Source organism: Streptomyces sp. NRRL F-6492 (genome assembly GCF_001280125.1).
In the GTDB taxonomy this organism is placed as follows: Bacteria; Actinomycetota; Actinomycetes; order Streptomycetales; family Streptomycetaceae; genus Streptomyces.
In genome coordinates, this window is the sequence record NZ_LGEG01000273.1 from 1 (window position 1) to 18,975 (window position 18,975).

At 72.6% G+C, this 18,975-nt stretch carries 21 protein-coding genes; 10 read left to right on the plus strand and 11 right to left on the minus strand.

The features are described from left to right. Window positions 1-484 precede the first annotated feature (484 nt). Window positions 485-1,063 carry a hypothetical protein gene (locus ADL08_RS37755; protein WP_199837141.1) on the plus strand — a complete coding sequence of 193 codons (579 nt, stop codon included), beginning with the start codon at window positions 485-487 and terminating at the stop codon, window positions 1,061-1,063. On the opposite strand, the gene ADL08_RS32560 is transcribed toward ADL08_RS37755, so the two are convergent. The 3 genes from ADL08_RS32560 to ADL08_RS32570 form a co-directional block, all read right to left on the minus strand. Beyond that, window positions 993-1,691, minus strand: coding sequence for a hypothetical protein (locus tag ADL08_RS32560; RefSeq protein ID WP_053649457.1), 699 nt, complete (start codon window positions 1,689-1,691; stop codon window positions 993-995). The genes ADL08_RS37755 and ADL08_RS32560 overlap by 71 nt on opposite strands. A gap of 182 nt (window positions 1,692-1,873) precedes the next feature. Then, on the minus strand, window positions 1,874-2,488 hold the full coding sequence (locus ADL08_RS32565) for a hypothetical protein (RefSeq protein ID WP_053649459.1): 615 nt from the start codon (window positions 2,486-2,488) through the stop codon (window positions 1,874-1,876). A 98-nt stretch (window positions 2,489-2,586) separates the two neighbouring features. Then, a complete protein-coding gene (locus ADL08_RS32570) occupies window positions 2,587-3,555 on the minus strand; it encodes a LysR family transcriptional regulator (RefSeq protein ID WP_199837142.1) in 969 nt (322 codons plus the stop codon). 185 nt (window positions 3,556-3,740) lie between these two features. On the opposite strand from ADL08_RS32570, the gene snpA reads away from it, so the two are divergent. Continuing rightward, window positions 3,741-4,394, plus strand: coding sequence for a snapalysin (snpA, locus tag ADL08_RS32575; RefSeq protein WP_053649461.1), 654 nt, complete (start codon window positions 3,741-3,743; stop codon window positions 4,392-4,394). 94 nt (window positions 4,395-4,488) lie between these two features. Here snpA and ADL08_RS32580 read toward each other — a convergent pair whose 3' ends face one another. The 3 genes from ADL08_RS32580 to ADL08_RS32590 are packed head-to-tail and all read right to left on the minus strand — an operon-like array spanning window position 4,489 to window position 5,868. Next, complete coding sequence (locus tag ADL08_RS32580; RefSeq protein ID WP_053649463.1) at window positions 4,489-4,902, minus strand: DUF6304 family protein; 414 nt, start codon at window positions 4,900-4,902, stop codon at window positions 4,489-4,491. A 42-nt stretch (window positions 4,903-4,944) separates the two neighbouring features. Beyond that, entirely contained in the window at window positions 4,945-5,238 is a 294-nt protein-coding gene (locus tag ADL08_RS32585; protein WP_053649465.1) for a hypothetical protein, read from the minus strand. Between the two features lie 48 nt (window positions 5,239-5,286). Next, window positions 5,287-5,868, minus strand: coding sequence for a dihydrofolate reductase family protein (locus ADL08_RS32590; RefSeq protein ID WP_053649467.1), 582 nt, complete (start codon window positions 5,866-5,868; stop codon window positions 5,287-5,289). Window positions 5,869-5,998: 130 nt separating this feature from the next. Between ADL08_RS32590 and ADL08_RS32595 the strand changes: the two genes are divergently transcribed. Next, on the plus strand, window positions 5,999-6,574 hold the full coding sequence (locus ADL08_RS32595) for a TetR/AcrR family transcriptional regulator (RefSeq protein WP_053649469.1): 576 nt from the start codon (window positions 5,999-6,001) through the stop codon (window positions 6,572-6,574). Between the two features lie 24 nt (window positions 6,575-6,598). On the opposite strand, the gene ADL08_RS32600 is transcribed toward ADL08_RS32595, so the two are convergent. Both ADL08_RS32600 and ADL08_RS32605 read right to left on the minus strand, forming a co-directional pair. Further along, window positions 6,599-7,642: a family 2 encapsulin nanocompartment cargo protein polyprenyl transferase gene (locus ADL08_RS32600; protein ID WP_199837144.1), complete on the minus strand. Its 1,044-nt coding sequence runs from the start codon at window positions 7,640-7,642 to the stop codon at window positions 6,599-6,601. Between the two features lie 109 nt (window positions 7,643-7,751). Further along, complete coding sequence (locus ADL08_RS32605) at window positions 7,752-9,167, minus strand: family 2B encapsulin nanocompartment shell protein (RefSeq protein ID WP_053649471.1); 1,416 nt, start codon at window positions 9,165-9,167, stop codon at window positions 7,752-7,754. Window positions 9,168-9,419: 252 nt separating this feature from the next. Here ADL08_RS32605 and ADL08_RS32610 point away from each other — a divergent pair, with 252 nt between their 5' ends. Beyond that, a complete protein-coding gene (locus tag ADL08_RS32610; protein ID WP_199837143.1) occupies window positions 9,420-10,010 on the plus strand; it encodes an N-acetylmuramoyl-L-alanine amidase in 591 nt (196 codons plus the stop codon). Window positions 10,011-10,134: 124 nt separating this feature from the next. Then, window positions 10,135-11,055 carry a 1-aminocyclopropane-1-carboxylate deaminase/D-cysteine desulfhydrase gene (locus ADL08_RS32615; RefSeq protein WP_053649475.1) on the plus strand — a complete coding sequence of 307 codons (921 nt, stop codon included), beginning with the start codon at window positions 10,135-10,137 and terminating at the stop codon, window positions 11,053-11,055. On the opposite strand, the gene ADL08_RS32620 is transcribed toward ADL08_RS32615, so the two are convergent. Beyond that, window positions 11,031-12,629: a Na+/H+ antiporter gene (locus tag ADL08_RS32620; RefSeq protein WP_053649477.1), complete on the minus strand. Its 1,599-nt coding sequence runs from the start codon at window positions 12,627-12,629 to the stop codon at window positions 11,031-11,033. The genes ADL08_RS32615 and ADL08_RS32620 overlap by 25 nt on opposite strands. A 49-nt stretch (window positions 12,630-12,678) precedes the next feature. Here ADL08_RS32620 and ADL08_RS32625 point away from each other — a divergent pair, with 49 nt between their 5' ends. The 3 genes from ADL08_RS32625 to ADL08_RS32635 all read left to right on the plus strand — a co-directional run bounded on the left by ADL08_RS32625 (window position 12,679) and on the right by ADL08_RS32635 (window position 14,733). Next, complete coding sequence (locus ADL08_RS32625) at window positions 12,679-12,939, plus strand: UBP-type zinc finger domain-containing protein (RefSeq protein ID WP_053649478.1); 261 nt, start codon at window positions 12,679-12,681, stop codon at window positions 12,937-12,939. 274 nt (window positions 12,940-13,213) lie between these two features. Then, window positions 13,214-13,627, plus strand: a complete 414-nt coding sequence (locus tag ADL08_RS32630; RefSeq protein WP_019889334.1) for an anti-sigma regulatory factor — start codon at window positions 13,214-13,216, stop codon at window positions 13,625-13,627. Beyond that, on the plus strand, window positions 13,624-14,733 hold the full coding sequence (locus ADL08_RS32635; RefSeq protein WP_053649481.1) for a SigB/SigF/SigG family RNA polymerase sigma factor: 1,110 nt from the start codon (window positions 13,624-13,626) through the stop codon (window positions 14,731-14,733). Before ADL08_RS32630 ends, ADL08_RS32635 begins: the two co-directional genes overlap by 4 nt. Before the next feature lie 87 nt (window positions 14,734-14,820). Here ADL08_RS32635 and ADL08_RS32640 read toward each other — a convergent pair whose 3' ends face one another. Next, complete coding sequence (locus ADL08_RS32640; RefSeq protein ID WP_053649482.1) at window positions 14,821-15,309, minus strand: hypothetical protein; 489 nt, start codon at window positions 15,307-15,309, stop codon at window positions 14,821-14,823. 102 nt (window positions 15,310-15,411) lie between these two features. On the opposite strand from ADL08_RS32640, the gene ADL08_RS32645 reads away from it, so the two are divergent. Both ADL08_RS32645 and ADL08_RS32650 read left to right on the plus strand, forming a co-directional pair. Beyond that, window positions 15,412-16,380, plus strand: a complete 969-nt coding sequence (locus ADL08_RS32645; protein ID WP_053649484.1) for a diacylglycerol/lipid kinase family protein — start codon at window positions 15,412-15,414, stop codon at window positions 16,378-16,380. 317 nt (window positions 16,381-16,697) lie between these two features. Next, window positions 16,698-16,955, plus strand: a complete 258-nt coding sequence (locus ADL08_RS32650) for a WhiB family transcriptional regulator (protein WP_003953983.1) — start codon at window positions 16,698-16,700, stop codon at window positions 16,953-16,955. A gap of 250 nt (window positions 16,956-17,205) precedes the next feature. On the opposite strand, the gene ADL08_RS32655 is transcribed toward ADL08_RS32650, so the two are convergent. Continuing rightward, the gene (locus tag ADL08_RS32655) at window positions 17,206-18,672 is read right to left on the minus strand and encodes a sensor histidine kinase (RefSeq protein WP_053649486.1); all 1,467 of its coding nucleotides are present in this window, start codon (window positions 18,670-18,672) and stop codon (window positions 17,206-17,208) included. Window positions 18,673-18,975: the final 303 nt, after the last annotated feature.

Here is an 18,975-nt window from a genome sequence, read left to right on the forward strand (position 1 = left end):
GGCGAATCCTCCGCCACGCCCGCTGCAGCCCAACCCGCCTCAGCGCGATCACCGCCGCGATCCTCACCCTGGAGAGGCAACGCTGAAAAGGCTCACTGACAGCGCCCCAACAATCGAAGTTTCAGGTCAAGACGCTTCGTACGTCCCGAACGCGCAGTCCGCACGCAGTCCGCAGAACACCCGATCGGGACCATCTCGACCCATCGCCAGCCATCAGCAAAAGGCCAGTTCAACAGCCCATAGGGAAGATCCCCGCAGGTCACCGACCCGGCCCATTACTAGGAGACGAAGAAGGCCTGATCTCCCTCCGGGCGACCCGACCCGCACTTTCGCGGGCGCGCCGCCCGGCCGACCGCACCCGGTCCGCAGGCCGCCGAGTACGGCGTCCATCGCGGGCCGGGTGCGGTCGTCTTCAGCGGGCCGCGGACGCCGTCGCGTACCGACGGCCTGACGGGCCGCGTCGACAGGTGAGACGATCCGCGACGTGACCGGATGGGCGCGCCGCGCCCCGCGCCGGGTGGCCGTGTCGACCTGCGGCATCGCGGCCGTCCTGCTCTTCGTCGGGGCTTCCGCCCATGTCGCCGACCTCCTCCGGCACGGTCTGCGCCCGTACGTCTGGGCGCCGGGGTGGCTCAACCTCTACTGGTCGCCGCTGGCGCTGTTCGACGTGCTCGCCGCCGTGTTCCCGCTCCGGGGCGGGCGCCGGGGGATCGACCTCGCCTGCGCCGTCATGGCGACCGACCTCGCCGCCAACTGGTACGCGGCCCACGGCCTCCAGCACAGCACCTTCGCCGCTCAGCCCGGTCTCCGGCGCCCGGCCGCCTTCGCCGTGATCGTCCTGGGGCCGGTGACGCCGTCGTCGGTCCGGACGGCGGGAGCGCCTGCCGGCCGGGCATCGACGCGGTCGCGTTCCCCCGGGCAGCCGACCCGGCCGGCCAGCGGGGGGGCGAAGCCCCCGCCCTTCTCGGGGGTTTCGGGAGGCCGGTGGGAGGTCAGCCGGGGTGCCGGGCGGCCGTCCGGAGGTATTCGTGGATCAGGGGGTCGTCGAGGCGCGCGTCGCTGACGCGGTCGCGCACGTCGGTGAGGAGCCAGGGCAGCAGCTCGGCGGAGGCTTCGTAATCGTCGTAGAAGCCCATGCGCAGGTCGGTGACGTCGACCTCGAACATCACGTCGTCGACCAGGTACGCCAACTGCTCGTCGGCGGCCGGGGTGCGGGTCGCGGCCCAGGTGTCCAGCCAGGGGCGCATGCCGCCGGTGGTCACGGTGACGACGGCGAGGGTCTTCGTGACGGGCACGGGGCTGGAGGGCGTACGCAGCGTGCTCTCCCACCAGGCGGACCAGACATCCCGCAGGGCCTCCACCAGGGGTGCGTCCCAGGTGGTCCAGTCCGCCTGGACCAGGCGCGAGGCGACGAGCTCCTCGTCGACGTGGAGCTGGCCGGTGACGAGCCGGCGGACGATGCGCGGGGTCAGGCGGCGGTAGAGACGGGGGAAGTCGCCCCAGTGGTCCGGGACCTCCGCGGCGACCGACGTCACCAGGTCGTCGTCCACGAGGTCCAGCGGCCCGGAAAGCAGCGCGAAGTCCCGATCGCCGTAGCAGTAGGTGCATCCCGTGACGGGGAAGGGCTCTTCCTGGGCGAAGGCGCGATCCAATTTTTCGAGAGCCGTCGTGAGCTGCTCGGAACAAGACATGAAGACCTGCCGGGGGACTCCGTCCGGGTGCCCGGCGAAGAGCGCAGGCTATCAGGCCGTGCCCCGCCCGTCGCCGGTCCGGCGGTGCCGGAGGCATGTTCCTCGGCACCGCGGCACCGGGCACGCCCCCGAGAGCCTCGACCTGCCCGTGGAGTGGACGGTTCCCGCCGAGTGGCGGGGGATCAGCCGGGCAGGTCGAGGGCTCGGGCGAGGGCCCCGTGGAGCCGGGGCGCGTGAGTGGGCAGGTGGGTGGTCGTCCAGGTGGCGGCCGGGTGGAGGAAGGCCCTCAGGTCGTGTTCCGCGGTGGCGAGGAGACGGCGCAGGTCGGTGAGGGGGAGGTCGATCACCGGGCCGTCCTCGCGGTCCGCGTCGGCGGTGAGGCGGACCCGGTCGCCGATCCGTTCGGCCACCGGGGAGGGGTCGTGGCCGAAGGAGGCCGGGCCGTCGCCGTCGACGGTCGCCGACCGGTCGCCGCGTTCTTCCAGGCCGTTGCGGCAGCCCGGTGACAGGACGACGCCGGTCGCCGTGTCGGTCACCCGGAGGCCACCGGGGACGAAGAGGTCGTCCAGGGCGAGCAGGCCGTGGAGTAAGGGCCCCGGCGGGTCCGACGGCCTTCGTGGCCCGTCCTCCGCCTCGACGTCGTCGGCCTTCGCGATGCTCATGACGGCGGTGCCGACCCCGGCCGGCGTCAGATCGCCGTTCAGGGGCACGAGGCCGTACGGGGCGAGGGCCGCCACCGGCCACAGGTCGAAGCCCGCGGTGGAGCGGATCTCCAGGACCGGGTGCAGGGTGATCATCCGGAGAGTGTGCGTCGGCGCACGGCGGTCGGGCCGGGGATTTCCGGGGCGCGGCCGCGTCCGTTCACACCGGCGCCAGGCACGGTCCCACCGACAGTTCACACCGGCGTCAGGCACGGTCCCACCGACAGGCCCGCCGCCGCCCCCTGCCCCCGTAACCACTCGCGGTACGGGGCCGCGCGCAGGGCCGCCTCGCGGTAGGCGGCGGCGAGTTCCGCGTACAGGACGTCCAGGGGGGCGCCGGGGCGCGCGTAGAGGAGGAGGCGGACGGCCAGGGGGTCGCCGCGCAGGGGGCGGACGGCCATGTCCTCGCGCGGGCCCGAGGTCGGCTGGCAGGGGGCGACGGCCTCGCCGAGGACGATGAGCGAGGCGGCCGTGTGGTAGTCGCCGTGCAGCAGCGGCGGGTCGATGCCGGCGGCGTGCAGGACCCGGCGCAGGCCGTCCCATTCGCCGTCGATGGTCGGGTCGACCATCCAGTGGTCGTCGGCGAGGTCGGTGAGGTCCACGACGGGCCGGGCGGCGGCCGGGTGGTCGCGGGCCATGGAGACGAACTGCGGTTCGCGGGCGACCAGGACCCGTCCCGTGAGCCCCTCGGGGACCTGTAGGGGGCAGCCCTCCACCTCGTGCACGAAGGCCACGTCGAGCTGGCCCGCGGCGACCATGCGGAGCAGCGCGTGGGCGGATACGTCCACCCGCAGGCCGACCTCGGTGCCGGGCAGTCGCTGGCGGAGGCGGCGCAGCCAGCCGGGGAGCGCCCGGCTGGCGGTGGAGCCGACGCGGAGTCCGGAGCCGCCGGTGCGGGCGGCCGCGGCCCGGGTCTCGGTGACGAGCGCGGCCATGTCCGCGACCAGGGGGCGGGCCCGGCTGAGCAGCGAGCGGCCGAGCGGGGTGGGGCGGCAGCCGGTGCGGCCGCGCGAGAAGAGCTCGGCGCCCAGGGAGTTCTCGATCCGGCGCAGCTGGGTGGTCAACGAGGGCTGGCTCATGCCCAGTTGACGTGCCGCCTTGTGCAGGCTGCCCGCGTCCGCGATGGCGCAGAGCGCGCGCAGATGTCTCACCTCCAGCTCCATGCCCCGAGGGTAGGGCGGCTCCCTGAGTCGCACCAGATACCCGGAACCCCTCAATCACCTTTCATTCCAAGGTCGTTGACGGAGGGAAGGAAGGTGATGCGGTGGGGCTATCGGCGGTTGACATCATCCCCGCGCGTCCCGGCTCCCCCCAGACTCTCCCCAACCCCACACAGGAGGAGCCCCCCATGCTTCGTTCCAAGGTCCTCACCTCCGCGCTGACCGCCGCCCTCGGCGTCGGTCTCGCCGCCTCCCTCGGTGCGTCGCCCGCCGCCGCCGCGCCCGACGACCGGGCCGTGTCCCCCGCCAACGCCAAGGTGGCGTACGCCGGTTCGGTCGAGGAGGCCAAGGCCAACCAGGCCTTCTTCGACGCCGTCGTGAAGTCGGTGGCGAAGAAGCGGGCCGCCGCTCCCGGCGCGGCCGCCGTCACCGTCGTCTACAACGCCGCCAACGCGCCGAGCTTCCGCACCCAGATCGCCCGCTCGACCCAGATATGGAACAGCTCGGTGGTGAACGTCCGGCTCGTCGAGGGCAGCAACCCCGACTTCCGCTACTACGAGGGCAACGACTCCCGCGGCTCGTACGCCAGCACCGACGGCCACGGCGGCGGCTACATCTTCCTCGACTACCGGCAGAACCAGCAGTACGACTCGACCCGGGTGACCGCCCACGAGACCGGGCACGTCCTCGGCCTCCCGGACCGCTACAGCGGTCCGTGCAGCGAGCTGATGTCGGGCGGCGGCCCCGGCACGTCCTGCCGGAACGCCCAGCCGAACGCGCAGGAGCGGGCGCGCGTCGACCAGTTGTGGCGCTACGGCCTCGCCTCGGCCTTCAAGGGCTGACGCGCCAGGGGTACGAGCACGGCGGCGGCGTCCCTCCCCGGGCGCCGCCGTTCCCGTCGCTGTCCCCGTCGCCGTTCCCGGGGCTCGCGGCCCGTCAGGCCGGCTGGAGGAGCCGGCGGCCGAAGTCCGCGCCGGGCGGCAGCTGGCGCCGGACCCGGTCGAGGGCTCCCGCGAAGTCGCCCCCCGCGACGCACGCCTCGAAGGCGGCGCCGCCGTAGTGCAGCGCGAGGCTGAGGTCGGGACGCTCGCCGAGCGTCAGCAGACAGCTCAGCGTGGCCGGTTGGGAGACACCGTCCACGACGACGGGGAGCGGCAGGTCCCATTCCAGGACACAGCCGGTGAGGGCCTGTCCGTCCGCGGCGGCGAGTCCGGCGAAGCTCTCGCCCGCGTACTCGGTCCCCCTGATCCGGACGGCCACATGGCGCCCGTCGGCCGTGATGACGATCGCTTCCGCGCCGCTGCGGTCCCGGTACCAGCCGGTCCAGACTTCCGTCGACTCCGATGACATGCGCGGACTGTAGCGGTATGACCGGCTCCACCGCGCGTCCGGTCACCCCGGGGCCGGACTTCTCCCGGTCTCGGCGCCCTTGCCGGTCACGTGCGGTGTCGCGGCTTCCGCACCCCCGTGCCCCGCGCCCTTGTTACCCGTGGCGCCGTGACCCGCACCCTCGTGCTCCTCGGAGAGCCGGCATTCCGGGTCGCGGCAGGGCTGCACCGTCCATTCCGGCACCCAGGCCCCGAGGACCTTGTGCCGGGTGGCCAGCGTGGCGCGCGGTCCGCCGCAGGCCGGGCAGGGGTGCTCGGCGAGCGGGTCCCGCGACGTGCGAGACGCCTCGTCATCCATGTCTCCAGGGTAGGACGGCCCGCCCGAGCCCGCCTCCGTAGGCGGGCGCTACCGCTTCCTGGAGTACCGGCGGACGAGCACGCCGTTGTCGAAGGCCTGGACGTCGTCCAGTTCGAAGTCCCGGGGCTCGAAACCGGCGCCGAACATCGGCATGCCGGTGCCGTACACCTGCGGATAGGTCTTGATGATCAGTTCGTCGATCTCGTCGACGAGTTCACCGGCGACGGTGGAGCCGCCGCAGAGCCAGATGTCCAGCGGGCCTTCCTCGGCCTTGAGTTCGCGGACGCGGCCGACGAGGTCGTCGGGGATCAGCTCGACGTTCGGGTGGGGCGACTCGGCCAGGGAGCGGGTGGCGACGAGTTCGCGCAGGTGGTTGTAGGGGCTGGTGACGCCGATGTCCAGGGCGAGCCGGTACGACCCCATCCCCTGGATCACGGTGTCGAAGCGCTCGTTGGGGTTGTCGATGCCGAGGGCCTCCCGACCCTGGGTGGGGACCGTCTCCGGGTATGCGGCGTTCATCCACCGGAGGTACGCCTCGTCCACGTACTTGTACATGGAGGTGGCGTCGCCCTCGGGGTCGCCGATGAAGCCGTCGATGGTGCAGGCGATGTAGTAGGTGAGCTTGCGCAAACCGGTCCTCTTCCTTCGGGGGCTCGGACATGGCCGCTTTCGCAACCACGACAGTTATAGTGCTTCACTTGTAGTGGTTGCGCAAGCCCTATCGTCGATGCGCACACGCTCAGCACGGAGGGAGCCCCACGTGGCGAGAAACCCGGAACGCCGTACGACCCTGCTCGACGCCGCGATCGAGGTACTGGCGGACGAAGGCGCCCGCGGTCTGACCTTCCGGGCGGTCGACACCCGGGCCGGAGTCCCCACGGGCACCTCGTCCAACTACTTCAGCGACCGGGACCTGCTGCTCTCCCAGGTCGCCGACCGGATCTTCGTCCGGCTGACCCCGGCCCCCGACTCCGTCGACACCGCCGTGCGGCCCGCGCCCAGCAGGGAGCTGGTGGTCGAGCTGATGCGCTGGCTCGCCCGGCGCATGGCAGCCGAACGCGCCTGCTACCTGGGGCTCTTCGAGCTGCGGCTGGAGGCCGTGCGCCGTCCCGAGCTGCGGAGCCGGCTCACCGGGGTGCTCCGCTCCGACCTCGACGAGAACATCCGGCTGCACCTCGACTCCGGCATGCCCGGGGACGCGGACACGGTCCGGCTGCTCTACTTCGCCCTCACCGGGCTGCTGCTCGACCACTTCACCGTCCCCGACCTGCACGGCGAGCGGAACCTGGACGCCCTGATCGAGACCGTGGTCACCCGCGTCGTCCCCGAGACGTGACCGCCCCGGGCGCCGGGACGGAACTCAGCGCGTGCGCCGGGTGACGAACTCCGCCAGGGCGAGCAGGTCCCCCGCGGCCGCCGGGTCCGGAACCGCCTGTGCCAGGTACTCGACGGCGCGGCCCATGCGCTCGGCCGCCTGGGCCTGCGCCCAGTCGCGCCCGCCGGCCCGCTCCACCGCGTCCGCCGCCGCCCGCACCCCCGCCGCGTCGAGGGCCGGCCTGGAGTACAGCTCGGCCAGCTCCTCCCCCGCCGGGGTCCCGGAGGTGAGCGCCGCCACCACCGGCAGCGACTTCTTGCGGGCGGCCAGGTCGGCCCCGGCCGGCTTGCCCGTGCGCTCCGGGTCCCCCCAGATGCCGATGAGGTCGTCGATCAGCTGGAAGGCGAGCCCCGCCTCCCGGCCGAAGGCGTCCATCGCCGCGACCTCCTCCTCGCCCGCGCCGGCGTAGAGCGCGCCGAGGGCGCAGGCGCAGCCGAGCAGCGCGCCGGTCTTGGCGGTGGCCATGGCCGCGCACTCGTCGAGGGAGACCTCGCGCGGGCCGCGCCGCTCGAAGGCGCAGTCCGCCTGCTGTCCCGCGCAGAGCTCGATGACACAGGCGGCGAGGCGCGCGGAGGCGGCCGCCGAGGCGGGGTGCGGGTCCTCGGCGAGCAGCCGCAGGGCGAGCGCGCTCATCGCGTCGCCCGCGATCAGCGCGTCCGGGACGCCGAAGACCGTCCAGGCGGTGGGCCGGTGGCGCCGGGTCGGGTCCCCGTCGACGATGTCGTCGTGGAGCAGGGTGAAGTTGTGGGCGAGCTCCACCGCGGCCGCGGCCTTCACGGCCCGGGACTCCTCGGCGCCGAGCGCGCGGGCGGCGGCGAGGACGAGGGCGGGCCGGATGGCCTTGCCCGCCTGCTCGGCGGCCGGGCTGCCGTCGGCGTGCTCCCAGCCGAAGTGGTACATCGCCACCCGCCGTATGGAACCGGGCAGGGTCTCGACGGTCGAGCGGAGCTGGGGCTGGACGGCCGTCCGCGTCCGGTTCAGGAGCCTGACGGCCCCCTGGCCGCCGGTGGCGGCATCCGCGCTGGTCATGGTCACGGTCTCTTCCTTCGCGTCCTGCACGGCGGTCGTCCGCCGCGACGGGCCGGGAGCGCCCGGGGGGCGGGAGGGTCCACTCCCCCGCCCCCCGGGCGTCACGGGCTCAGCGCCAGCGGCTGACCTCGACGTTCTCCAGGACGCCGAGCGCGTCCGGGACGAGGACCGCGGCCGAGTAGTAGGCGGTGACCAGGTAGGAGATGATCGCCTGCTCGTCGATGCCCATGAAGCGGACGGAGAGGCTGGGCTCGATCTCGTCGGGGATGCCGGTCTGGTGCAGGCCGATCACGCCCTGGTCGGCCTCGCCGGTGCGCATGCAGATGATCGAGGTGGTGCGGGCGTCCGAGACCGGGATCTTGTTGCACGGGTAGATCGGCACGCCGCGCCAGGTCGGGATGCGGTTGCCGTTGATGTCGATGGTCTCGGGGACCAGGCCGCGCTTGTTGAGCTCGCGGCCGAAGGCGGCGATGGCGCGCGGGTGGGCGAGGAACATCTTCGAGCCCCGGCGGCGGGAGAGCAGCTCGTCCATGTCGTCCGGGCCGGGAGCGCCGTCGTGGGGCTGGATCCGCTGCCCGTAGTCGCAGTTGGAGAGGAGGCCGAACTCCTTGTTGTTGACCAGCTCGTACTCCTGGCGCTCGCGGAGTGCCTCGACCGTGAGCCGCAACTGCTGCTCGGTCTGGTTCATCGGCTGGTTGTAGAGGTCGGCGACCCGGCTGTGGACCTTCAGCACGGTCTGGGCGACGCTCAGCTCGTACTCGCGGGGCGAGGCGTCGTAGTCCACGTACGTGTGCGGGACGACGGCCTCGCCGACGTGGCCGGCGGAGAGGTCGATGGCGGCCTCGCCGTACTTGTTGGTGCGCTGCTCGGGCAGGGCGGCGACGGTCTCGAGGTGGGTGGCGAGCGAGCCGGCCCGGTCCGCGAGGTTGCGCACGTCGGCCCGGGTGAGCTCCAGGACCGTGCAGGCGGTGGCGGCGCGGGCGGTCCACTCCCAGGTGGCGTCCTCGCGGATCAGGGCGGACTCGCCGAGGTAGGCGCCGTCGGCGAGGACGCCGAGGACGGCCTCGTCGCCGTAGGGCCCCTCGCCGATCTGCTCGATCCGGCCGTGGGCGAGGAGGTACACCCGGTCCGTGGGGGCGCCCGCGACGGCGATGACCTCGCCCGCCGCGTAGTCCCGCTGGGTGCAGCGGGACGCCAGCTCGGACAGCGCGCCCTCGTCCTCGTAACCGCGCAGGGCGGGGAGTTCGCCGAGTTCGGCGGGGATCACCGCGACGCGCTCGCCCGTCTGGACGAAGGTGACGCGCCCGTCCCCCACGGAGTAGCTGAGCCTCCGGTTCACCCGGTACGTGCCGCCCTGCACCTGGACCCACGGCAGCGTCCGCAGCAGCCACCGGGAGGTGATCTCCTGCATCTGCGGGGCCGACTTGGTGGTCGTGGCGAGGTTCCGCGCGGCGGCGGTGCCGAGACTCTGCTGCGGCGCCTGCTGCTCCGCGAGGACCTCGTCGCCAACCGAACCTACGGACATGGAACTCCCTCTCGTATGACTGAGTTGCGAGAGAAGCCTTTCAGTACTCAGCGTGTCGGCGCCATTACACAATCGAGTGGGACTGTTCGAAGATCTTCGGGGCATGTCACTGGTTTTCCATCCGGACAGTCGAGCCACGGCAGCCCCTCCGGCCCCTGTCCGGATCGGCTCGCACACGGTCCGAACGGATGGCGACGGAGGGGCGGACTCCGGTACTCCGGAACCCCACCCGTCCTCCGGAAGGAGTCAGCCATGGCTGCGCCCATGTCCGCGAACAGGTTCCTCACGGCACTGCGCGACGAGGGCCTCGCGGTCGTCCAGGTCGGCGACTGGCGCACCCACAACCGCAACCACAAGGGCCCCTGGGGCCCGGTGCACGGCGTGATGATCCACCACACCGTGACCCGGGGCACCGCCGGCACCGTCCGCATCTGCCGGGACGGCTACGCGGGCCTGCCGGGGCCGCTCTGCCACGGCGTGATCGCCAAGGACGGCACGGTCCACCTCGTCGGCCACGGCCGTGCCAACCATGCCGGGCTCGGCGACGACGAGGTGCTCCGGGCGGTCATCGCCGAGCGGCGCCTGCCACGGGACGACGAGGCCACCACGGACGGCAACCGGCACTTCTACGGCTTCGAGTGCGAGAACCTCGGGGACGGCGTGGACCCGTGGCCGAAGGTGCAGCTGGAGGCCATCGCGAAGGCGGCCGCGGCCGTGTGTCGGGTGCACGGCTGGACCCACCGGTCGGTCATCGGGCACCTGGAGTGGCAGCCGGGCAAGTCGGACCCGAGAGGCTTCACGATGGCCTCCATGAGAGAGCGGATCGCCGAGCGGATGCGGTGACCCGCGCCTCCGCCCGCCCTCCGCCGCGCCTCCGGCCGCCCTCCGCCTCCGCCCGCCCTCCGCCATCGCGCGCCTCCGCCCGCCCTGCGCCGCCCCGCGCCCGGCCCGGCGGCACAATGGCCCGGTGAACGCGTTCGACCTCTCCCGGCTGCGGCCCCGGCTCCCCTCGCCCCTGGAGCCGGTGGAGGACGAACGTTTCGCCAGGCGCGGCCTCACGCTGCTCCTGAAGCGCGAGGACCTCATCCACCCGGACCTGCCGGGCAACAAGTGGCGCAAGCTCGCGCTCAACCTGGACGCGGCGGCCGGGCGGCCCGTGCTCACCTTCGGCGGGGCGTACTCCAACCACCTGCGGGCGACGGCGGCGGCCGGCCGGCTGCTCGGCTTCCCCACGGTCGGGGTGGTCCGGGGCGACGAGTTGGCCGGGCGCCCGCTCAACCCCTCCCTCGCGCGGTGCGCGGCGGACGGGATGCGCCTGGAGTTCGTGGACCGGGCCACGTACCGCGCGAAGAACGATCCCGCCGTCCTCGCGGCGCTCCTGGAACGCGCCCCCGCGGGCGCGTACGTGGTCCCGGAGGGCGGCAGCAACGCGCTCGCCGTGCACGGCTGCGCGGAGCTGGGCCGGGAGCTCGCCGGGGCGGCGGACGCGGTGGCCGTCGCCTGCGGCACGGGCGGCACCCTGGCCGGTCTGGCGGCCGGTCTCGCCCCCGGGCAGCGGGCCCTCGGCTTCCCGGTCCTCAAGGGGGGCTTCCTGGGCGGGGAGGTCCGCGCCCTCCAGAAGGCGGCGTTCGGCGGCCCGCGCGGCGACTGGTCCCTGGACGAGCGCTTCCACGGCGGGGGCTACGCGCGCGTGTCCCCGGCTCTGGAGGCGTTCACACAGGACTTCGAAGAACGGCATGAACTCGCCATCGAGCGACTGTATGTGGCCAAAATGCTTCTTGGTCTCGTGACCCTGGCCGAGGAGGGCGCGTTCGCCGCGGGCACCCGGATCGCGGCGGTGGTCACGGGCGCCCCGGACGGGGTTCAGCCGTCCGCCTCCTCGCGGTAGGCGGCCGCCTCCTCCAGGTCGAGGCGGCGGAGCAGGGTGCGCATCATCTCGTCGTCGATCCGGCGCTCGTCGCGGAGCCGCACGAAGACCTCCCGCTCGGCGTCGATCATCTCGCCCGAGAGGCGCCGGTAGGTGTCGTCGGCGGTCTCCCCGGTGGTCTCGTTGACCGAGCCGAGCCGCTCCCAGACCGCGTTGCGGCGCCGTTCCAGTACGGTGCGCAGCCGGTCGGCGAGGGGCTGCGGCAGGGCGTTGCGCTCGTCCGCGAGCAGCGCGTCGAGGCGCTCCTCGGCGGCCCGCGAGGCCTCGCTCTGGGCCTGCGCCTCGGCCAGCGTCTCGGCGTACCGGTCGCGGCCGGGGAGCTTCAGGAGCCTGATGAGGGGCGGCAGGGTCAGGCCCTGCACCACCAGGGTGCCGATCACGGTGGTGAAGGTGAGGAAGAGGACCAGGTTGCGGGCCGGGAACTCCTCGCCGTCGGCGACGACGGGAATGGAGAAGGCGATGGCGAGCGAGACCACTCCGCGCATGCCGGCCCAGCCGACGACGAGCGGAGCCCGCCAGTCCACCCCCGGCTCCCGCTCCCGGACGCGGGCGGAAAGCCACCGGGGCAGGAAGGTCGCCGGATAGACCCAGACGAAGCGGACGAGGACCACGGCGACGAAGACGCCGACCGCGTACCCGGCCGCCTCGCCGACGCCGTACCGGCCGAGCCCCTGGACGACGTACGGGAGTTGGAGGCCGATCAGGGCGAAGACGGCGGATTCGAGGACGAAGGCCACCATCTTCCACACGGCCTCGTCCTGGAGCCGCGTCGCGAAGTCGACCTGCCAGGCGCGGTGGCCGAGGAAGAGGCCGACCACGACGACGGCGAGGACCCCGGAGGCGCCGACCTCCTCGGCGGCCGCGTAGGCGACGAAGGGGATGAGGAGCGAGAGGATGCTCCGGAGCAGGGAGTCCCGCAGGTGGACGCGGAGCCAGTGGATGGGGACCATCAGGACCAGGCCGACGCCGACGCCGCCGACGGCCGCGAGCGCGAACTCCCCGATCCCGCCGGCCCAGCTCACGCCCTCGCCGACGGCCGCCGCGAGGGCGACCTTGTAGGCGGTGATCGCGGTCGCGTCGTTCACCAGGGACTCGCCCTGGAGGATCGTGGTGATCCGGTTCGGCAGGCCCAGCTTGCGGGCGATGGCGGTGGCGGCGACCGCGTCCGGCGGGGCGATCACCGCGCCGAGCACGAGGGCGGCGGTGAGCGGCAGGTCGGGCACGAGGACGTACGCGAGCCAGCCGACGGCCACGGTGGCGAAGAGGACGTACCCGACGGAGAGCAGGGCGACGGGCCGGGCGTTGGCCCGCAGGTCGAGGTAGGAGGAGTCGACGGCGGCCGTGTAGAGGAGCGGGGGCAGGATCAGCGGCAGCACGACGTGCGGGTCGAGCGTGTAGTCGGGGACGCCCGGGACGTACGAGGCGGCGAGGCCGGCGGCGACCAGGAGCAGCGGGGCGGGCACCGGGGTCCGGCGGGCCGCCCCCGCGATCGCGGCGCTCGCCGCCACCAGTCCCACCAGTTGCAGTGCGTCCATGCCCGCCCGCCCGCCCTCTCGTCCCGTACGGCAACGTAACCTGGCCATCATGAGCGAGTGCCCGCACCTTGCCGAACTGCCGCGCCCCGAACCGGCGCCGCTGACCGACACCTGCCCCGAGTGCCTGGCGGACGGAACGCATCCGGTCCAGCTGCGGCTCTGCCTGACCTGCGGACACGTGGGGTGCTGCGACTCCTCGGCAGGGCGGCACGCGACGGCGCACTTCTCCTCGACCGGGCACCCGGTGATGCGGACCTTCGAGCCGGGCGAGCGGTGGCGCTGGTGCTTCGTGGACGGTGCGATCGTCTGACGGTTGCGCGACGCGCGGTTCGACGGGCTCCCGCTTGGGTACGTCACCCCTCCGCCGGTCGCTCGGTTCCGTTGTCCACAGGCCTTCGCCCACCGTCCGCACCCATGGGCCTACCATGGGTGACGGGCCGTGACGGGGTCGGGGACCGTACGGCGACACGGCGGGACGGATCGCGATAGCGTCACGGCGGACTGCGCAGCCCCCTGCGTACCGCCCGGTTCGGGGGCCTCTCCCCCCGAGCCCCGAATGAGTTTGTGCCACCTTGGAGGTGAGGGTGTCCCAGATCGCAGGCGAGCCCGGGACCCAGGACTTCGTGGAAGTCCGGCTGCCCGCTGCGGGTGCCTATCTGTCCGTGCTGCGTACGGCCACGGCCGGCCTCGCGGCGCGCTTGGACTTCACCCTCGACGAGATCGAGGACTTGCGGATCGCGGTCGACGAGGCCTGCGCCATCCTGCTCCAGCAGGCCGTGCCCGGATCCGTCCTCAGCTGCGTCTTCCGGCTGGTCGACGACTCGCTGGACGTGACGGTCTCCGCCCCGACGACGGACGGCCGTGCTCCCGAACGGGACACCTTCGCCTGGACGGTGCTGTCGGCGCTGGCCGGGAAGGTGGAGTCGTCGGTGGCCGACGACCGCACGGTCTCGATCAGCCTGTACAAACAGCGCGGCGCGGGGCCAGGCCCGGCGTGAGGAGCGGGGACGCGACGGCCGGCATCCCCGGGCAGAAGGCGCGGCCGCATGAGGTCGCTACGGAGCGGGCGGACCAGATGAGCGAGCACGAGCAGCAGCACGAGGGGGCCGGGGCACCGGGCGTCCCCGGTGCCCCCGTGGGGGCCCCGGGGGCACCGGAGCCCGACGCCGGCGGATCCGGGGAGACCGGCGCCGCCGGGACGGCGACCGAGGCCGAGTCCGAGGACAAGGGCGAGTCCGAGTCCGGGGGCAAGGACGGGGCCGAGGGCAAGGACGGGGCCGGGGACAAGGGCGGGGTTCGGGACGACGACGGGGCCGACGAGGCGCCGGAGACCCGCCCCGTCCCCGCCCCGCACGACCGGAACGGCGCCCGTGCCCTCTTCGTCGAGCTGCGCGAGCTGCCCGAGGGCTCCCCCCAGAAGGCGGAGCTGCGCAACCGGCTGGTGCGGATGCACCTGCCGCTGGTGGAGCACCTGGCCCGGCGCTTCCGCAACCGCGGCGAGCCGCTGGACGACCTGACCCAGGTGGCGACGATCGGCCTGATCAAGTCGGTGGACCGGTTCGACCCGGAGCGCGGGGTCGAGTTCTCCACGTACGCGACCCCCACGGTCGTCGGCGAGATCAAGCGCCACTTCCGGGACAAGGGCTGGGCGGTACGGGTGCCCCGCCGGCTCCAGGAGCTGCGGCTCTCGCTGACCACGGCCACGGCGGAGCTCTCCCAGCAGCACGGCCGCTCCCCGACGGTCCACGAGCTGGCCGAGCGGCTGGGGATCTCCGAGGAGGAGGTCCTGGAGGGCCTGGAGTCGGCGAACGCCTACTCGACGCTGTCCCTGGACGTCCCGGACACCGACGACGAGTCGCCGGCGGTGGCGGACACGCTGGGCGCGGAGGACGAGGCCCTGGAGGGGGTCGAGTACCGCGAGTCGCTCAAGCCGCTCCTGGAGGACCTGCCGCCCCGGGAGAAGCGGATCCTGCTGCTTCGCTTCTTCGGGAACATGACCCAGTCGCAGATCGCGCAGGAGGTGGGCATCTCGCAGATGCACGTCTCCCGGCTGCTCGCCCGGACGCTCGCCCAGCTGCGGGAGAAGCTCCTGGTGGAGGAGTAGGACCCGCCGCTATCTGTTCACGGGGCGCTGCCCACAAGGCTCTGCTCGCGGGTCGCCGCTCACAGGGCTCTCTTCACAGCGCTCCGCTCACACGGCGTCCTGGCCGGGGCGCCGGATGCCGAGCGCCTCGGTCGTGGCCGGGTTCACCAGGAGGACGAGCCCGGTGACGGCCAGGACGCCGAGGACGGCGCCCGCCGGGATCATCGCGCTGTTCGCCTGGAGCATCTGCCAGGCGACCGGCAGGGCCAGGATCTGGGTGATGACGGCCGGGCCGCGGCTCCAGGAGCGGCGCAGCCACAGACCGCGGGCGGCGACGAACGGGATCAGGCCGAGGACGACGAGGGTCACGGCCCCCGTCACCGCGCCGGTGAGGTCGCCGGGCGTCCCGGTCAGGGCCTTCACCAGCATGTACACGCCCCCGGCGAAGAGTCCGAGCGCCTCGACTCCGGCCACGGCCGCCGCCGCGGCGAGACGGGTGGGACGGGGAGTCCGCTCCGTACCGCCGGCGGCCTTCTCCGTGCCGTCGGCGGGGGTCCGCTCCGTACCGCTGAGGGGGGTCTGCTCCGCACTGCTCATGGAAGGCAGGGTAGCGGGGCCGTCCCCGGGACCGCCGGGGCCGGGTGCCGTCGAGCGGGCCGGGACTGGGACCGGTACCGCCGGGTAGGTACCCTGGCGACCATGCGCGCACTTCTCGTGGTCAACCCGGCAGCCACCACCACCAGTGCCCGCACCCGTGACGTACTCATCCACGCGCTGGCCAGCGAGATGAAGCTGGAGGCGGTCACCACCGAGTACCGCGGACACGCCCGTGACCTGGGCCGACAGGCCGCCGACAGCGGAAACGTCGACCTGGTCGTGGCCCTCGGCGGGGACGGCACGGTCAACGAGGTGGTCAACGGACTCCTGCACGGCGGGCCCGATCCGGACCGGCTCCCGGGCCTCGCGGTCGTCCCCGGCGGGTCGACCAACGTCTTCGCCCGCGCGCTCGGACTGCCGAACGACGCGGTGGAGGCGACCGGCGCGCTGCTCGACGCGTTGCGTGAGGAGCGAACACGTACGGTGAGCCTCGGTCTCGCCTCCGGGACGCCGGGCACGGAGGACGAGTCGGTGCCGTCCCGCTGGTTCACCTTCTGCGCCGGCCTCGGTTTCGACGCGAGCGTCATCGGCCGGGTCGAACAGCAGCGGGAGCGCGGGAAGAGGTCCACGCACGCCCTCTATCTCCGCCAGGTGGTGCGCCAGTTCCTGGGGGAGACGAACCGCCGGCACGGCACGATCACCCTGGAGCGACCGGGCGCGGAGCCGGTCGAGGACCTGGTCCTCTCCATAATCTGCAACACCTCTCCCTGGACCTACCTGGGCAATCGCCCGGTGTACGCGTCCCCCGAGGCCTCCTTCGAAACAGCGCTGGACGTGCTCGGGCTGAGGCGTCTCTCTACCCCCGCGGTCGCCCGGTATGCCACCCAGTTGCTCACTTCGTCCCCGGAACGCGGGCCTCGCGGCAAGCACGCGGTCTCCCTGCACGATCTGACCGACTTCACCTTGCATTCGAAGGTCCCCCTCCCCCTCCAGATGGACGGAGACCACCTGGGACTGCGTACGAGCGTGACGTTCACAGGCGTTCGCCGTGCACTGCGTGTGATTGTGTGAGTGGAAGGGCCCAAAGTCCTTTCACTCGAACGTTTAGGCGCGCATCCACCCCTAAGAAGTACGGCTGTGACCTAGCCGACACCGAGGAATCAAAAAAAACTTTCCGGAAGGGGTTGTATCCGCTGCCGAGGTTTGCGAGTCTCTTCTTGGCGATCGGGACGGCCCGCAACACCGGCCTCCACTGAAAGCCAGAACCCCTCCTCAGTCCAAGGACCACACCAGTTGATCTGGCAGTCGGCCCTTCCCTTGCGGGGGGATTCGTGAAAGCGTTCACATTCACAAGCAACCTGCACGTAATACCAAGAGAGGTAGCAGCCATGGACTGGCGTCACAACGCCGTTTGTCGTGAGGAAGACCCCGAGCTGTTCTTCCCCATCGGCAACACCGGTCCTGCGCTGCTGCAGATCGAGGAAGCCAAGGCCGTCTGCCGCCGCTGCCCCGTCATGGAGCAGTGCCTGCAGTGGGCGCTCGAGTCCGGCCAGGACTCCGGCGTCTGGGGTGGCCTCAGCGAGGACGAGCGCCGCGCGATGAAGCGCCGTGCCGCTCGCAACCGGGCGCGCAACGCCAGCGCCTGACGCCCCACTTACAGCCTCAGGCGAGCGGCGCACACATCGCGTGTGCAATCACCGCCCTTGAGTCGCAGCGCGCAGTAGTAACCCACAGCATTCGAGCCCCGGACCGATTTCCTTCGGTCCGGGGCTCGCTGCCGTGCACCCGGCGGAATCCGGGCGGGATTCCGTCCGCATCCGGCCGAACCCGGCGGGATCCCGGCGGGATTCCCGCGGAAGCCGGGGGAACTGCGCCGGGTTCACCGCCCGCCGGAGGTCACTTCTGGGACTGCACGGGAATGTCGAGGACCACCTTCGTGCCGCGCTCCGCGCCCGGCAGCATGTCGAAGGTTCCGCCCAACTCCCCCTCCACCAGGGTTCGTACGATCTGGAGGCCGAGGTTTCCGGCCCGCTGCGGATCGAAGCCCTCGGGCAGGCCGCGGCCGTCGTCCTTGACCGTGATGAGGAGACGGGCGTCGGCCCGGGTCTCGCCGCGGACCGCGGAGACCTCGACCGTGCCCTGCTCCCCCTGCGCGAAGGCGTGTTCGAGGGCGTTCTGCAGGATCTCGGTCAGGACCATGGAGAGCGGGGTGGCGACCTCGGCGTCGAGGATGCCGAAGCGGCCGCTGCGCCGGCAGGTGACCTTGCCCGGGGAGATCTCCGCGACCATCGCGATGACGCGGTCGGCGATCTCGTCGAACTCCACGCGCTCGTCCAGGTTCTGGGACAGCGTCTCATGGACGATGGCGATCGAACCGACGCGCCGCACGGCCTCGTCGAGGGCTTCGCGGCCCCGGTCGGAGTCCATCCGGCGGGCCTGGAGGCGCAGCAGGGCGGCCACCGTCTGGAGGTTGTTCTTCACCCGGTGGTGGATCTCCCGGATGGTGGCGTCCTTGGTGATCAACTCGCGCTCGCGGCGGCGCAGTTCTGTGACGTCCCGGAGCAGGACGAGCGAACCGATGCGGGTGCCCTTGGGCTTGAGCGGGATCGCCCGCAGCTGGATCACCCCGCCGTTGCCCTCGACCTCGAACTCGCGCGGCGCGTAGCCGGAGGCCAGGGTGACCAGGGCCTCGTCCACCGGGCCCCGGGAGGGCGCGAGTTCGGCGGTGATCTGGCCGAGGTGCTGGCCGACGAGGTCGGCGGCGAGGCCGAGCCGGTGGTAGGCGGAGAGGGCGTTGGGCGAGGCGTACTGGACGATGCCCTCCGCGTCCAGGCGGACGAGACCGTCGCCGGCGCGGGGCGAGGAGTCCATGTCGACCTGCTCGCCGGGGAAGGGAAACGTTCCGGCGGCGATCATCTGGGCGAGGTCGGAGGCCGACTGGAGATAGGTGAGCTCGAGCCGGGAGGGGGTGCGGACGGTCAGCAGGTTGGTGTTGCGGGCGATGACGCCGAGGACCCGGCCCTCGCGCCGCACGGGGATCGACTCGACCCGCACCGGGACCTCCTCGCGCCACTCCGGGTCGCCCTCGCGGACGATCCGGCCCTCGTCGAGGGCGGCGTCGAGCAGCGGGCGGCGGCCGCGCGGGACCAGGTGGCCGACCATGTCGTCCTGGTAGGAGGTGGGGCCGGTGTTCGGCCGCATCTGGGCGACGGAGACGTACCGCGTGCCGTCGAGGGTCGGGACCCAGAGGACGAGGTCGGCGAAGGAGAGGTCGGAGAGCAGCTGCCACTCCGACACCAGCAGGTGGAGCCACTCGAGGTCGGAGTCGCTCAGGGCGGTGTGCTGGCGTACGAGGTCGTTCATGGAGGGCACGGTGCGAGCGTACCCGCGGAATTCGGGGGCGGTGAACCTGGATCTCCGGGGCCGCGTGTTGGAGTATGGGCCAGGAAGGACCGCGTTCCCGTGGATGGACAGACAAGAATGGTCTAGTCCACAATGAACGCGACAGAGCCTCCATCCTCCCCGCACAGGAGGATGGAACGAGGTACCCGACGCTCTCTGCCCTGACTGCGTCGAGACCTCCCACACGGCCGAGGGACCGCACACCCCCGGCCGGGCGACTCCGGGCTGCGGTGCCGGGCGGGCTGAGGGTCCCGCCGGGCGCCG

Excerpts from the sequence above, each read along its gene's own strand:
- ADL08_RS32560 (WP_053649457.1), bottom strand. The coding sequence starts at position 1,691 with ATGTCTTGTTCCGAGCAGCTCACGACGGCTCTCGAAAAATTGGATCGC.
- ADL08_RS32565 (WP_053649459.1), bottom strand. The coding sequence starts at position 2,488 with ATGATCACCCTGCACCCGGTCCTGGAGATCCGCTCCACCGCGGGCTTC.
- ADL08_RS32570 (WP_199837142.1), bottom strand. The coding sequence starts at position 3,555 with ATGGAGCTGGAGGTGAGACATCTGCGCGCGCTCTGCGCCATCGCGGAC.
- snpA (WP_053649461.1), top strand. The coding sequence starts at position 3,741 with ATGCTTCGTTCCAAGGTCCTCACCTCCGCGCTGACCGCCGCCCTCGGC.
- ADL08_RS32580 (WP_053649463.1), bottom strand. The coding sequence starts at position 4,902 with ATGTCATCGGAGTCGACGGAAGTCTGGACCGGCTGGTACCGGGACCGC.
- ADL08_RS32585 (WP_053649465.1), bottom strand. The coding sequence starts at position 5,238 with ATGGATGACGAGGCGTCTCGCACGTCGCGGGACCCGCTCGCCGAGCAC.
- ADL08_RS32600 (WP_199837144.1), bottom strand. The coding sequence starts at position 7,642 with ATGACCAGCGCGGATGCCGCCACCGGCGGCCAGGGGGCCGTCAGGCTC.
- ADL08_RS32605 (WP_053649471.1), bottom strand. The coding sequence starts at position 9,167 with ATGTCCGTAGGTTCGGTTGGCGACGAGGTCCTCGCGGAGCAGCAGGCG.
- ADL08_RS32610 (WP_199837143.1), top strand. The coding sequence starts at position 9,420 with ATGGCTGCGCCCATGTCCGCGAACAGGTTCCTCACGGCACTGCGCGAC.
- ADL08_RS32620 (WP_053649477.1), bottom strand. The coding sequence starts at position 12,629 with ATGGACGCACTGCAACTGGTGGGACTGGTGGCGGCGAGCGCCGCGATC.
- ADL08_RS32625 (WP_053649478.1), top strand. The coding sequence starts at position 12,679 with ATGAGCGAGTGCCCGCACCTTGCCGAACTGCCGCGCCCCGAACCGGCG.
- ADL08_RS32640 (WP_053649482.1), bottom strand. The coding sequence starts at position 15,309 with ATGAGCAGTGCGGAGCAGACCCCCCTCAGCGGTACGGAGCGGACCCCC.
- ADL08_RS32645 (WP_053649484.1), top strand. The coding sequence starts at position 15,412 with ATGCGCGCACTTCTCGTGGTCAACCCGGCAGCCACCACCACCAGTGCC.
- ADL08_RS32650 (WP_003953983.1), top strand. The coding sequence starts at position 16,698 with ATGGACTGGCGTCACAACGCCGTTTGTCGTGAGGAAGACCCCGAGCTG.
- ADL08_RS32655 (WP_053649486.1), bottom strand. The coding sequence starts at position 18,672 with ATGAACGACCTCGTACGCCAGCACACCGCCCTGAGCGACTCCGACCTC.